General features: G+C 64.6%; 10 protein-coding genes and 1 pseudogene. 5 read left to right on the top strand and 6 right to left on the bottom strand.

The window, feature by feature from the left end; all coding sequences use genetic code 11:
* Positions 1-50: 50 nt before the first annotated feature.
* Both ACLRDN_RS00225 and ACLRDN_RS00220 read right to left on the bottom strand, forming a co-directional pair.
* Positions 51-407, bottom strand: a complete 357-nt coding sequence (locus tag ACLRDN_RS00225) for a hypothetical protein (RefSeq protein ID WP_413458510.1) — start codon at positions 405-407, stop codon at positions 51-53.
* A gap of 351 nt (positions 408-758) precedes the next feature.
* Positions 759-1,779: pseudogene (locus ACLRDN_RS00220) on the bottom strand (zinc-dependent alcohol dehydrogenase family protein).
* A gap of 153 nt (positions 1,780-1,932) precedes the next feature.
* On the opposite strand from ACLRDN_RS00220, the gene ACLRDN_RS00215 reads away from it, so the two are divergent.
* The 4 genes from ACLRDN_RS00215 (at position 1,933) to ACLRDN_RS00200 (ending at position 5,331) form a co-directional block, all read left to right on the top strand.
* On the top strand, positions 1,933-2,856 hold the full coding sequence (locus tag ACLRDN_RS00215) for a LysR family transcriptional regulator (RefSeq protein ID WP_413458509.1): 924 nt from the start codon (positions 1,933-1,935) through the stop codon (positions 2,854-2,856).
* Positions 2,857-3,300: 444 nt separating this feature from the next.
* On the top strand, positions 3,301-3,705 hold the full coding sequence (locus tag ACLRDN_RS00210) for a DUF4148 domain-containing protein (RefSeq protein ID WP_145607595.1): 405 nt from the start codon (positions 3,301-3,303) through the stop codon (positions 3,703-3,705).
* A 559-nt stretch (positions 3,706-4,264) separates the two neighbouring features.
* The gene (locus tag ACLRDN_RS00205; RefSeq protein ID WP_413458508.1) at positions 4,265-4,555 is read left to right on the top strand and encodes a DUF4148 domain-containing protein; all 291 of its coding nucleotides are present in this window, start codon (positions 4,265-4,267) and stop codon (positions 4,553-4,555) included.
* A gap of 485 nt (positions 4,556-5,040) precedes the next feature.
* Complete coding sequence (locus ACLRDN_RS00200; protein WP_145607597.1) at positions 5,041-5,331, top strand: DUF4148 domain-containing protein; 291 nt, start codon at positions 5,041-5,043, stop codon at positions 5,329-5,331.
* Positions 5,332-5,423: 92 nt separating this feature from the next.
* On the opposite strand, the gene ACLRDN_RS00195 is transcribed toward ACLRDN_RS00200, so the two are convergent.
* The 3 genes from ACLRDN_RS00195 to ACLRDN_RS00185 all read right to left on the bottom strand — a co-directional run bounded on the left by ACLRDN_RS00195 (position 5,424) and on the right by ACLRDN_RS00185 (position 9,929).
* Entirely contained in the window at positions 5,424-6,551 is a 1,128-nt protein-coding gene (locus ACLRDN_RS00195) for a mechanosensitive ion channel family protein (RefSeq protein WP_413458507.1), read from the bottom strand.
* 85 nt (positions 6,552-6,636) lie between these two features.
* Entirely contained in the window at positions 6,637-8,853 is a 2,217-nt protein-coding gene (locus ACLRDN_RS00190; protein WP_413458506.1) for an FUSC family protein, read from the bottom strand.
* A gap of 176 nt (positions 8,854-9,029) precedes the next feature.
* Positions 9,030-9,929 carry a LysR substrate-binding domain-containing protein gene (locus ACLRDN_RS00185; protein WP_413458505.1) on the bottom strand — a complete coding sequence of 300 codons (900 nt, stop codon included), beginning with the start codon at positions 9,927-9,929 and terminating at the stop codon, positions 9,030-9,032.
* Positions 9,930-10,112: 183 nt separating this feature from the next.
* Between ACLRDN_RS00185 and ACLRDN_RS00180 the strand changes: the two genes are divergently transcribed.
* Positions 10,113-11,603 (top strand): acetyl-CoA hydrolase/transferase family protein, encoded by a 1,491-nt coding sequence (locus ACLRDN_RS00180; RefSeq protein ID WP_413458504.1) that lies wholly within the window; start codon positions 10,113-10,115, stop codon positions 11,601-11,603.
* A gap of 4 nt (positions 11,604-11,607) precedes the next feature.
* Here ACLRDN_RS00180 and ACLRDN_RS00175 read toward each other — a convergent pair whose 3' ends face one another.
* Positions 11,608-12,597, bottom strand: coding sequence for a LysR substrate-binding domain-containing protein (locus tag ACLRDN_RS00175; protein ID WP_413458503.1), 990 nt, complete (start codon positions 12,595-12,597; stop codon positions 11,608-11,610).
* Positions 12,598-12,699: the final 102 nt, after the last annotated feature.

Raw genomic sequence — 12,699 nt, 5'->3', positions numbered from 1 at the left:
AAATCCCCGGCCGCAGCCGGAGACAATCCTCAAGACCTCACACTGTCAAATCAGGGCGTCTTGTCAGTCGGGGTGGCCGGCGATGCCGCCAGGGCTTCATTGCGCTGGGCAGTGGAGTCCTTCTTTTCCTGCTTCAGCTGCGCCTTGGCAGCCTTCTTGTCGGACTTGTACTCTTGCTTGGCAGCCTTCTTCTGGGCCTTGTACTCGGCCTTGGCGTCGGCATCAGCCTGGCGCTTCTGGACGAACGGGTCGTTGGAAGGCACTGCCGAGGGCGTGGTCGCGGTGGCGCTCATGGGCGCGGCCGGTGCGGCACCGGTGACGTTGCCGTTGGTCGGTGCATTCTGGGCCATGGCGCTACCGGCCAGGGCCATGAACAGGGACGAAACCAGGATATGACGAGTCTTCATGCTTACCTCCTTGCGTTGTGTTTATCAAAAAAGCCCGAGGCTTCAACAATCAGGAATGTCGGGACGCCGGATCAGTGATCCATGTCCATCACTATAGGCAGGCTTGCTGTTGCGCTATGTCGGACAAGGCCTGATTCTCAGCTTCCCCGATGCCGCAAATTGATGAGCGGTTTCATGTACCACCGCGCTGCTCGATTTGCGTCATGCGTGATGCTCTGAGCACGGGCTGTGCCACAAGGTTCGGAGGAAAGTGCAAGTGTCGGTGAGCGATGCAAGCAATCGTAACAAGCGGGAACTGCCCGCCCGGCAAGGCTTACGGGCAGTTTCCGGCGGGCATCGCTACAGCGCTCTTCAACGATCGGTGCGCACCACCACCTTGCCGAAGGTGGCCACGTTCCAGATGCGCCAGGGCATCGGGCAACTGCGCAAAGCCATATTCCTGTTCCACCACCGGCACCAGGCGCAGGTGATCCACTGCGCGCACCAGGTCTTCCAGCGCGCGGCGATGGCCCACGCCGATGCCCTGGATGACGTGGCGACCCAGCAGCAGGGGGAAGATCGAGGTCTGCAACTGCACATCGCCCAGCACGCCAATCACGGACAAGCGGCCGCCTTGCGTCAAGGCCTGCAGGGAGCGCCCGACGTTCTCGCCGCCCACCAGCTCCAGCACATGATCGGCACCCCGTCCACCGGTAAGCGCGCGCACTTCGTGTTGCCATTCAGGATGCTGGCCGCGCAAAAGGCCATGCGTGGCGCCCAGCGCCCGCGCGCGGTCCAGCTTGCCGGCGTCGCCCGAGATGACGATGGTGCGGGCGCCATGCGCGGCCGCCAGTTGCAGGCCGAAGAGCGCAACGCCGCCCGTGCCCTGCAGCACCACCGTCTGCCCGGCGTGCAGATGGCCTTGCTCCACCAGCGCCATCCATGCGGTCAGGCCGGCGCAGGGCAGGGTGCTGGCCTGGGCATCGGTGAGATGCAGCGGCGCCGCGACGGCCCAGTCTTCATGCAGCAGCACGTAGTCGGCCAGCATGCCTGGCCCCGGCGCGCCCAGCGCCTGTGCCCCCTGCGGCCAGGGGCCATCGAGCCAGCCGCCCCAGAAGGTGGAGATCACGCGTTGGCCAGGAGCGAAACGTTGGACGCCCGCGCCGACCGCCACCACCTCGCCGGCCATGTCCGAGGCCGGCGTGAAGGGCGGCTGCACCTGGGCGCCGCCGGTACCGTTATCGATGTTCATCTTGTCGCGATAGTTGAGCGCGACGGCCGCCACGCGGACCAGGATCTGGCCGGCAGCAGGCCGGGGAATGGGCAGGGTCTGCAATTGCAGGTGGGCTTTGCCGAACTGGTCCAGATGCCAGCGGCGCATGGTCTTGTCCATGGAGACTCCTCGTGATCGGGATGGGAAATGAAGAGGCGCCAGTGTAGGAAGAATGCCGGCCACGGTGTGGCGGTACTTTTTCCCATGCTTGTAGAATTGAATTCACCAATCAACTTGCATTGCGGACAGCGTGCGCCACCCCCGGAGAAATACATGGACAGCTTCAGCGGAATCTCGGTCTTCATCCAGGCGGTGGAAGCGGGCAGTTTCATCCGTGCCGCCGAACGCCTGCACCTGACACGCTCGGCCGTAGGCAAAACCATCGCGCGGCTGGAACAGCGGCTGGGGGTGCGCCTGTTCCAGCGCAATACGCGCAGCCAGAGCCTGACCGCCGAAGGCCGTGCCTATTACCAGCGCTGTCTGCGCGCGCTGGAAGAACTGGAACAGGCCCAGGCTCTGGTGGGCGATGGCCAGCGCGAGCCGGCCGGGCAGGTGCGCATCAGCACGCCGGTGCTGTTCGGACGCCTGCGCGTGGCGCCGGTGCTGGTGGAACTGGCACGGCGCTGGCCGCAGCTGGAGATCGTGGCGTCCTTCACCGACCGCAGGGTCGACCTGATCGAGGAAGGGGTGGACCTGGTCCTGCGCAGCGGGCCGATGCCCGATACCAGCACCCTGATGGCGCGCAAGATGGGGGTGCAGACCATGATGCTCTACGCCTCGCCGGATTACCTCGCGCATCACGGCCGGCCGCGCCGCTTCAGCGACCTGGCGCAGCATCACGGCATCCTCTATGGCAAGACCGGCGGCTGGCCGATCCGCGATGAAAGCGGCCAGGTACGCGCCGCGCCGGTGGCCAGCCGGCTGCGCTTGGATGACCTGCAAGCCATTGCCGACGCCGCAGTCGCAGGCGCCGGCCTGGCGCACATGCCGCACTGGCTCGTGAGCGAACACCTCAAGGCAGGACGGCTGGTCAAGCTCATGCCCGAGGCCTCCTTTGCCACCATCGACATGCACCTGGCCTGGCCGGCCACGCGCCACCTGCCCCTGCGGGTACGCACCGTCATCGACGCCCTGGCGCAAGCCCTGCCGCCCGTGCTGGGCAGCGGGTACCGCAAGACAGCCGCAGGCAAAGGGTGAGCCCTTGCCTGGCGCACGATCGCCCCCGTCATGGCGATTGGCTGCAGGAACTCGCTCAAATTTATTGAACAAGTCATTGTCATTCACTATCGTCGCGATAGAAAAATCTGTGCGGCAGTGCAATAGAGGAAACTGCCTGAAAGAGTGTCTTATGACGATTCTTCGGAACTATCCTATATAAATCAGCAGGTTACGCACTCGCCTACGTAGCCGGATATGCAACTTATTGTCAAATTCCCATGTGCAGATGCGAGACAAAATCCCCGATACAGCCTCGAAAAAACTGATTGTTCGCATATCTGGAATGATGTATTCCGCTTTGTCCGCTTTTTCCGGACGGCTTGAATCCCTAAACTTGGTTTCACGATGACAGCACACAACGACTGAACCACAGAGGTAGTCACAGGTTGAAGTGCTCATCCTCTTACTCACAAAGGAACGATCATGAACACCAAGAACATTGCCAAGAATCTGTTTGCCGGTCTGCTGCTCACCACCGCCGTTGGCGCCGCCATGGCTGAAGCCCAGTATCCCGCCGAAACCCGCATCGTCTCGACCAAGAGCCGCGCCGAAGTGATCGCCGACCTGCAACAGGCCCGCGCCAACGGCGAAGTCCTGGTCACCGACCAATATCCGGCCGACAAGCCTTTCGTCTCCACCAAGACCCGCGCCGACGTACGTGCCGAATTGAAGGAAGCCCGCGCCAATGGCGAACTGCTGGTGAGCGAACAGTATCCGGTGGACAAGACCTTCCACTCGACCCTGACCCGCGCCCAGGTGCAGCAAGAACTGCAACAAGCCCGCCGTGACGGCAGCGCCATCAGCAACACCCAGGCACCCTCGCTGTAATCGGCAAGGGCTTGACCCCTTGAGCCCGGACCGGGCACACACACCTGGTCCAGGCGGCAGCATCCGCAGCGGCGACCCCGCTGCGACAGTCTCTCCCCAGGCGGGCCTCATGAAAGCGACGTTCTCTCCCCTCGGTCGCCGGTAGTGTGGCCCGCCTGCCTTTTCTGCGTCCTGTGTGCGACGGCGCCGCTGCATCTTGCCGATTCCATCCGTGCAGATCGACGCAATTCTTCTCTCCGATTTTCTAAGTTTTTAGGACGGCAATGCCTGTTCAATTTCAGATCATTTCTCCTCTGTGGAGAAGCGATTTATCTGTGCTATTCCTGATCTCAAAAACTTAAATTTCGAATTTTACGTTTATAATTTTTGGTGATATCGAGTTATAAGTTTTTGGCGATGAGCTTGTTCTGAATTCCGGAATGATGAATTCCGGTTTAGCTTCTTTATCCAGGCACCGCGGACCTCTACACTTGATCCCAAGATGACAGCACACAACGACTGAACCACCAACGTCGGCCCAGGTTGACGTGCTCATCTCCTCACTCACAAAGGAACGATCATGAACACCAAGAACATTGCAAAGAACCTCTTCGCTGGCCTGCTGTTGACTACCGCTGTTGGCGCCGCCATGGCTGAAGCCTCCTACGTGCCGCAAACCAAGTTCGTCTCCACCAAGACCCGTGCCGAAGTCATCGCCGAACTCCAGCAAGCCCGCGCCACCGGCCAGCTGCTGGTGAGCGACCGTGACCAGGACGTCAAGGCCGTGGCCTCCACCAAGACCCGCGACGAAGTGCGCGCCGAACTGGTCCAGGCACGCAACAATGGCGAACTGGCCATCTCCAACCAGTAATCGCTGACGCGCCAGCGTCACACCGCGCCGGCACTGCCGGCCACAGCGTTTCTCCCCAGGCGGGCCCACGAAAGCGACATTCTCTCCCTCTGTCGCCGGTAGTGTGGCCCGCCTGCCATTTGTGCGCGAGGCATGCGGGAGCGCTGCACATTGCGTCCGTCTCTGAGGCAACTCTGCCAATCCGGTTTTCTAAGTTTTCGCTATTGCTCAATCTTAGAAATCATCGATACCCATTCTAAGTTTTTTGTTCGCGGCATCCGTGTTGAGGAACCTGCGGATCTCCTCACAGGGTGGCCGGCCGATGACTGCCTCCGATGATCCCGAATTGTTAGTGTTTTACGGAACAATGAATTCCGGTTTTTCGGCTTTTTCTTTGGGTCGGGACTCTCTAAACTTGGTTTCACGATGACAGCACGCGATGACTGATCCAACACCTCCGGAACGGGTTGACGTGCGCATCCTCTCTCACTGAAAAGGAAACCATCATGAACACCAAGAACATTGCCAAGAACCTGTTTGCAGGCCTGCTGCTGACCACCGCCGTTGGCGCCGCCATGGCTGAAGCCCAGTACCCCGCCGAAACCCGTTTCGTCTCCACCAAGACCCGCGCCGATGTCGTGGCCGAGCTGCAACAAGCCCGTGCCAATGGCCAACTGCTGGTGAGCGATCGCGACCAGAACGTCAAGGTCGTGGCCTCCACCAAGAGCCGTGAGGAAGTGCGCGCCGAACTGGCCCAAGCCCGCGCCAACGGCGAGATCTCCATCTCGAATCAATAAGTTGCGGTCGCAAAAAAGGCGCCCCGGACCAGCCGGCGCGCCAGATTCCCCTCCAGGCGGGCCCCACGAAAGTGCGGCCCGCTTCGTTTTGTTCAGCTGCTTTTCTCTCCCGGCGCGCCATCGATGATGGACTCGAGCGCCTCCGGCTGGTTGCGGGGCGACACTTCCGCGCGCAGGCGGGGCAGGGCATCCGGATAATTACTGGCGATGAAGCCGATCATGTGTTCGCGGATCTGGCAGCGCAGGTCGAAGGCCGAGCCCGAATCCCGGGCCGATACCAGCAAGCGGACCTGCATGTTGCGCTCGCTGGTATCGGTCACGTGCATCACGCAGACGCGCTTGTCCCACTGCGGCAGGGTCTGGCAGACGCGCTCGAATTCGGCGCGGATGGCTGCCGTCGGTACCGTGAAATCCAGCCACAGGAAGACCGTGCCCAGGATGGTGGAGGAGGTGTGGGTCCAGTTCTCGAAGGGATTTTCGATGAACCATTGCAGCGGCACGATCATGCGCCGCTCATCCCAGATCCTCACCACGACGAAAGTGCCCGTGATCTCTTCCACGCGGCCCCATTCACCCTTGACGATGAGCACGTCATCGATGCGGATCGGTTGCGAAAACGCAATCTGCAGGCCCGCAAAAAAATTGCCCAGCACCGGCTTGGCCGCAATACCGGCGACGATGCCGGCCACCCCGGCCGAGGCCAGCAGGCTGGCGCCGAACTGGCGCGCACCCGGCAGGGTCAGCAGCACGAAGGCCAGTCCCAGCAGGGCGATGATGAAGTAGGCACTGCGCGACAGGACGCGGGTCTGGGTCAGGATGCGGCGGGCCTTGAGGTTGTCGGCCACGTCATAGGGATTGAGATTGGTGACCGTGGTGCTGACCGATTTCACGCAGCGCATGAGGAACCAGGTCAGCGCCAGGATGAAGGCCACCGAAGTCAGGTAGGAGATGCGGGTGAGGCCCGGCGTATTGTCCGGGGCCCCGGCCAGCACCAGGCGCAGCATGAAGAGGATCACGCAGGTGCGGCTGGCATTGAAGGTGACCTGGGTGGCAGTGGTGGTGAAGGGCCGCCCGCGTGCCAGGCGCCGCACCAGGGCCACCCCCATGCGGTGCAGGAGAATGGCCACCAGCACCGCGACCAGGGCCACGCCCAGCACGATCAGGCCGGAGCGCAGCGGCCCCTCGTTCATGTTGTACAGAAAATCGAGATCCAGGCTCATCCGTTCCCTTCCATCCAGAGTGTTGTCGATCCGCTACGCGCGGGGCGTTTTCCGGTTCGAACAGGGAAGGGGGATTTTGTTTCCGCTAATTGGCCGAAGCGGCGGCCCCGGCCTCCAGTGCCGCCACCAGCAGGCAGGCCGTTTCCACCGCCGCCGCCTGGGCCAGCTGCACCGGGGCCGGGCGCTGGCGCGTGAGGGCGTGAAGGGCGCTCGTCTCCTGGTCCTGCAGGGCTTGCGCCAGGGCGCGCAGCCACTCCAGCAAGGCCGGTTCGGCGGGGCAGGGATGCGCCCACAGGTGGCTGGCGGCCGCGGCCAGCCGGCGCGACAGGGCCACGGCGGTGCGCCCGCGCCCCTGGTCGCGCTCCAGCCAGCCGCGTTCGCGCGCCTGCCGCTGCAGCAGCAGGCCGGCTTCCACATTGGCCACGCAGGCCGCACGCCGGTGGGCATGCAGTTGCACCAGGCTGGCCTTGTCCTGGAGCGCGTCGCGCCCGGCCAGTGCGGCTGTCAGGTAAGCCAGGTTGAGCTGAGCCATGGCCTGCAGTTGCTGCTGCGGGTCCGCCTGCTGGCGACGCGGCCAGAACAGATAGCTGGCGGCCACCGCCACCAGCGCGCCGATGACGTTGTTGCCGGCACGCAGGGCGGCATTGGCCAGCTCATGCGCCGGATCGCCGCCCACATCGGCCACCAGCACGAAGACTGGGGTGAGGAAGGTCGCATAGAGGCCATAGCTCACCGGGCGCAGCGCCATGGTCAGCACCGTCAGCGGAAACACCAGCAGTGCCAGCCCCAGCGGCGAATGCACCACCAGGCAGACGGCCACGGCCAGCGCACCGCCGACCACGCTGCCGATGGCGCGCTCCATGCTGCGCGACCAGCTCTCGGCGATGCTGGGCTGCATGACCAGCATGGTGGCCATGGTGGCCCAATAGCCGAAGGGCAATTCCAGCAGATGCACGATCAGGTAGGTGGCACCCGCTGCGGCTGCGCAACGCCAGGCGTGGTGCCACTCGGCCGACCCGGCCCGCACGTGCAGGGCGGCCTTGCGCGCCAGCGTACGCAGCCGGTGCAGCAGGGCGGCCAGGCCACGGCGCTCTTGGCGTGCGGTGCGGGCGGCTTGTTTGAGGCGCGCCGGATCATCGGCGCCCAGTGCCAGCGGCGTGTCGATCTGCTGCAACAGTTGCCCGGTACCGCTGGGCAGGCGCGCCACCAGTTGCCGCAAACGCAGCATGATGCGCGCATCTTCATCGGCGGCAATCGCCTCGCCGCGCTGCATCTCGCGCTGCATGGCCTGCAACTGGCGGGCAATCGCACCCAGCACGCGGGCACTGCGCTGGCGCGCGCGCAGGGGCTGGTAATGGGTCAGCTGCAGGTCGGCCAGCACGGTGATGCCATCGAGCAGGGCATCAGCCCGCGCCAGGCGCACCAGCAGGTTTTCGTACAGGCGGCGCGACTCGGTGCGTTCGATGGCCACGGCCTCCAGCGCGCGATGGGCCGCAGCCAGGTCAAAGCGCGCATGACGGCGCGTATGCGCGGCCAGTTCGGCGGCATGGACGGCATAGGCGGCATCGTCCAGGTCGGTGGCCGCGGCCAGGCCAGCCAGTTCGGCCAGCGTGCCATAGGCACGCGCCACTGCCTGGCGCGCCGGGGCGAAAGGGTGGATGCGCCACACTGTCAGGCCCAGCAGCAGCGCCCACAGGCAACCGGCGAAATAGATCAGCACGTGGCTTTGCGCCAGCGGCCACAGCACCACCGGGGCATCGGCCATGATGGCCGACACGCCTGCGGCCAGCATCAGCACCAGGCCGGCGGCAGCACCATAGATGCGCGAAAAACCGGCCACGCCGGCGCAGGCCATGATGGCCAGCAAACCCGCCTCCACGCTCCAGCCGGCAGCGGTGGCGGCGACCATGCCGCCCAGCGTCGAGGCCAGGGCAAAGCCGCCCATCGAGGCCAGGCGCGCGCGGTTGGAACCGGCACTGTCGGCCAGGCTGGTGAGGAAGGCGCCGATGGCCGCCCACGAGAACAGCGGATTGCCCAGCCACTCGCCCAGCAGCAGCATGGCCGCCGCCCCGCAGGCCGCGCGCAGGCCCTCGGAGAGGTTGGCGTGGCGCAGCGGGAACTGCAGGCGCCAGCGCTCCACCCGGGTGCGGCAGCGGCGGCAGTAGTGCAGCAGCAGGAAACGATAGAGGGAAAAACGAATGGAAAATCGCGACGACAAGAGCGGCGGCATGATCGTGCTGGGGAGCGGGCAGGTGGAGGAGGGCAAGGCACTTGTGGAGAGCACCGACACCTGCGCACTCACGGCGTCAAGACGTCATTCCGGTTCCGAATTGACGAGTGAGGAGGGGCGGCAGGTATCGGCAAGGCCAGTATAGGAATCGGGAGGTATGCATGGCATGACTTAAATTCACCGGTTCCATTCCAAAATGGAATGCTGACGCTTTTTGCACCGAGGCACTTTGCACCGCCATTTTCCCTTTACCTGCGCCCACGGCCACCGGCAAACAACTCATCGCTCAAGGCCATCCACGCCCGCGCCGCATGCGAGAGATAACCGCCGCCGCGCGTGACATAGGCTACCTGCCATTGCACTTCCGGCTCCACCAGCCGCACCGCCTGCAGCTGGTCGGTGGCCAGGCGGTGGATGAAGGGTTCCGGCAGCAGGGCCACGCCCATGCCGGCCAGGGCCATGGCCACCAGCCAGTCCCACTGGGCGCTCTGGGCCACGATCTCCGGCTGGATCCCCAATTCCCCGAACATGCCGCGCAGGCTGCGGGTGAGCCCGAACTCGTTGTTGAGCAGCACCAGCGGCATGCCATCAAGCTGCTGGCAGCGCAGGGTGGCGCGGTTCTTCTGGAAGCGTCCGGCCTGGGCCACCGCCCACATGGGATAGCGCGCCACCGGCAGGGTCTGCAGTTCCAGTTCGGGGTCGGCCGGCAACACCGTCATGCCGATCTCCAGCTCGCCATTGGCCACGCGCTCTTCGATCTGCGGGCCGGTGTCTTCCTTCAGGACGATGGCGATCTCGGGATGGCGCTCGCGGAAGGCCTTCAGCACCGGGGTGCAGAGAATGTTGATCATGGGCGGGATGCCGATCTCCAGTCGGCCGCAGCGCAGCGCCTTGGTATCGCGCACTTCGGCGTCCAGCCGCTGCATGGAGGCCAGGATCTGCTGGCCCTGTTCATACACCACGCGCCCGGTATCGGTGAGCTGCAGGCGGCGGCCATCGCGCACCAGCAGCGGGGCGTCGACCTCGTCTTCCAGCTGGCGCACCATCTTGCTGACGGTGGACTGGGTCACGTGCAAGGCATCGGCCGCCCGGCTGAAGCTGGCCTGGCGGACCGTCTCGGTGAAATAGCGCAGGGCGCGGATGTCCATGGCAGCGGCTTTCGGCGGTGTTTTCGGGGGGCAGGGAAGTATGCATTTTCCGACTGGAACGGCGGAATTTTAATCATACAGTGCATACCTGCCGGCTCCTATACTTGGTCCAAACAAGATGCAAGAAGTCCGCCAAGGATGCACTTCTCACCCCCTAAAGAACCCGAGCAGGAGCACACTCTCATGGATAGCCAGCGCATTCGCCAGCCCGCCTTGGCCGGCAAAGTCATGTCCGCCGCCCAGGCGGCCACCTTCTTCCACAACGGCATGACCATTGGCCTGAGCGGCTTTACCCGCGCCGGCGATGCCAAGGCCATGCCGCGCGCGCTGACCGACCGCGCCGCGCACGAAGAACTGCATTTCACCGTCATCACCGGCGCCTCGCTGGGCAATGGCAGCGATGGCCTCATGGCCGAAGCGGGCCTGCTGGCGCGGCGCCTGCCGTTCCAGGTCGACCCGACGCTGCGCAAGAAGATCAACGCGGGCGAGGTCATGTTCATCGACCAGCATCTTTCGGAGACGGCCGAACAATTGCGCAGCGGTACGCCCTCGCGCATCGACATCGCCGTCATCGAAGCGGCGGCCATTACCGAAGAGGGCATCGTGCCGACCATGTCGGTGGGCAATTCGGCCAGCTTCGTGGAGCAGGCGCGCCACATCGTCATCGAACTCAACACCAGCGTGCCGCTGGCGCTGGAGGGCTTGCACGATATCTACCTGCCAGCCGCACGCCCCGAGCGCAAGCCGATTCCGCTGACGGCCGCGGGCGACCGCATCGGCCGTCCGACCATTCCCTTCGATCCCGAGAAGGTGGTGGCCATCGTGCTCACCGAGACGCCCGACAGCCCCTCCTCGGTGCTGCCGCCGGACGATGAGACGCGCGCCATTGCGCGCCACGTGATCCATTTCCTCGAATGCGAAGTGGAAGCGGGGCGCCTGCCGCATACGCTGGCGCCACTGCAGGCCGGCATCGGCACGATTGCCAATGCGGTGCTGCACGGGCTGGTGGAGTCCCCGTTCCGCAATCTGGTGATGTATTCGGAAGTGCTGCAGGACAGCGCCATCGACCTGCTCGATTCGGGCCAGCTGGCCTTTGCCTCGGCCTCCTCGATCACGCTGTCGCAGGCCAAGTATGCGCATTTCCTGGCCAACCTGGATCGTTATCGCGACAAGCTGGTGCTGCGTCCGCAGGAGATCAGCAATCATCCGGAGCTGGTGCGCAGGCTGGGCATCATCGGGCTCAATACCGCGCTGGAATTCGACCTCTACGGCAACGTCAATTCCACCCACGTGGGCGGCACCCACATGATGAACGGCATCGGCGGCTCGGGCGACTTTGCGCGCAACGGGCAACTGTCGATCTTCGTCTCGAAGTCGGTGGCCAAGGACGGCGCCATTTCCAGCGTGGTGCCCATGGTCTCGCATGTGGACCACAGCGAACATGACGTGGACGTGCTGGTCACCGAATGGGGCCTGGCCGACCTGCGCGGCCTGGCGCCGCGCGAACGGGCGGTGAAGGTGATCGAGCAGTGCTGCCATCCGGATTACCGGCCGCAGCTGCGCGACTACTTCGAACGCGCCTGCCAGGCCGGCGGCCATACCCCCCATCTGCTGGCAGAAGCCTTCACATGGCATCAGCACTACGCCAGCCACAAGACCATGCGGCTGGACTGATTCTTCACATCGCGCCCGGATCCACGCCGGGCGCTCCCCGTCCCACGGCCTGGTGCACCACGGAGGGCATCGCTTCCTTCATGGTGTCGATGAAATGGCGCAGCCGGGCCGGGTAGAAACGTGCATACGGGTACATCAGCGACACCGGCAGCGGCGCCGGCTCCCATTCCGGCAGCAATTGCACCAGGCGCCCGGCGGCCACATCCTCGGCCAGCACCCATGACGACCCCACGGCCACGCCCATGCCTTCGATGGCGATGTTGCGCAGCGCATACAGGCTGTCGGTGACCAGCTGCGGGCGGAAAGCCACCTGGCGCTGCTCGCCGGTGGCGGCGTGGGTGAGCGTGATCTCGCGGCGGTAGAAGGCGGGAATGGCGATCCACGGGAAGTCGGCCAGCTCTTCCGGCTCGCGGGGCAGGGCGCGCCCCTGCAGCACGGAGGGTGCCACCACCGTCATGCGCGGCACCTCGGCCAGGTGGATGGCCACCACTGAAGGATCGTTGACCTCCCCGACCTGGATGGCGCAATCGATGCCCTGGCTGATGAAATCGGCCGCCCGGTCATGCAGCAGCCATTCCACCGTGATGCGCGGATGATGTTGCATGAACTGCAACAAGGGCGCGATCAGCTGCTTCTGGCCAAAGGCGTGCGGTACCACCACCCGCAGGGTGCCTTCGGCGTGTTGGCGGGCGCCGCGCAATTCGCTTTCGAACTCATCCCAGCCGGCCAGCAGTTCCTTGGCCCGCTCGAAACAGCGCTCGCCGTCCTCGGTCATCTTCATGGCGTGGGTGGAGCGCTGCAGCAGGCGCACGCCCAGCGAGCGCTCCAGCGCCTGCAGGCGGCGGCTGATGGTGGGTTGCGTGGTCGCGAGCTGGGCCGCCGCCGCCGACAGGCTGCCGGCCTCGACGATGCGCACGAAGGTCTGGATCAGCTCGATGCGGTCGGTGAGGCCGGTCGCGGAAAAGCTCGGGGCGGGGGAGGCGGGCTTGGTCATACGGCTAACGTATAACAATTCTGCCGCGGGCGCTACTACCAGATGCGAGCCGGGAAGCGGACAATCCGTTCCAACGCTGGCAAAGAGGGGGATTTCCCGGGC

The sequence above is a fragment of the Herbaspirillum huttiense genome (genome assembly GCF_047300815.1).
GTDB classification, from domain to species: domain Bacteria; phylum Pseudomonadota; class Gammaproteobacteria; order Burkholderiales; family Burkholderiaceae_D; genus Herbaspirillum; species Herbaspirillum huttiense_A.
This window is presented reverse-complemented; position numbering and strand designations above follow the sequence as displayed.

What these genes read in the sequence shown, in the direction of transcription:
- ACLRDN_RS00225 (WP_413458510.1), bottom strand. Translation starts at nt 407, where the DNA reads ATGAAGACTCGTCATATCCTGGTTTCGTCCCTGTTCATGGCCCTGGCC.
- ACLRDN_RS00215 (WP_413458509.1), top strand. Translation starts at nt 1,933, where the DNA reads ATGGACAGCTTCAGCGGAATCTCGGTCTTCATCCAGGCGGTGGAAGCG.
- ACLRDN_RS00210 (WP_145607595.1), top strand. Translation starts at nt 3,301, where the DNA reads ATGAACACCAAGAACATTGCCAAGAATCTGTTTGCCGGTCTGCTGCTC.
- ACLRDN_RS00205 (WP_413458508.1), top strand. Translation starts at nt 4,265, where the DNA reads ATGAACACCAAGAACATTGCAAAGAACCTCTTCGCTGGCCTGCTGTTG.
- ACLRDN_RS00200 (WP_145607597.1), top strand. Translation starts at nt 5,041, where the DNA reads ATGAACACCAAGAACATTGCCAAGAACCTGTTTGCAGGCCTGCTGCTG.
- ACLRDN_RS00195 (WP_413458507.1), bottom strand. Translation starts at nt 6,551, where the DNA reads ATGAGCCTGGATCTCGATTTTCTGTACAACATGAACGAGGGGCCGCTG.
- ACLRDN_RS00185 (WP_413458505.1), bottom strand. Translation starts at nt 9,929, where the DNA reads ATGGACATCCGCGCCCTGCGCTATTTCACCGAGACGGTCCGCCAGGCC.
- ACLRDN_RS00180 (WP_413458504.1), top strand. Translation starts at nt 10,113, where the DNA reads ATGGATAGCCAGCGCATTCGCCAGCCCGCCTTGGCCGGCAAAGTCATG.
- ACLRDN_RS00175 (WP_413458503.1), bottom strand. Translation starts at nt 12,597, where the DNA reads ATGACCAAGCCCGCCTCCCCCGCCCCGAGCTTTTCCGCGACCGGCCTC.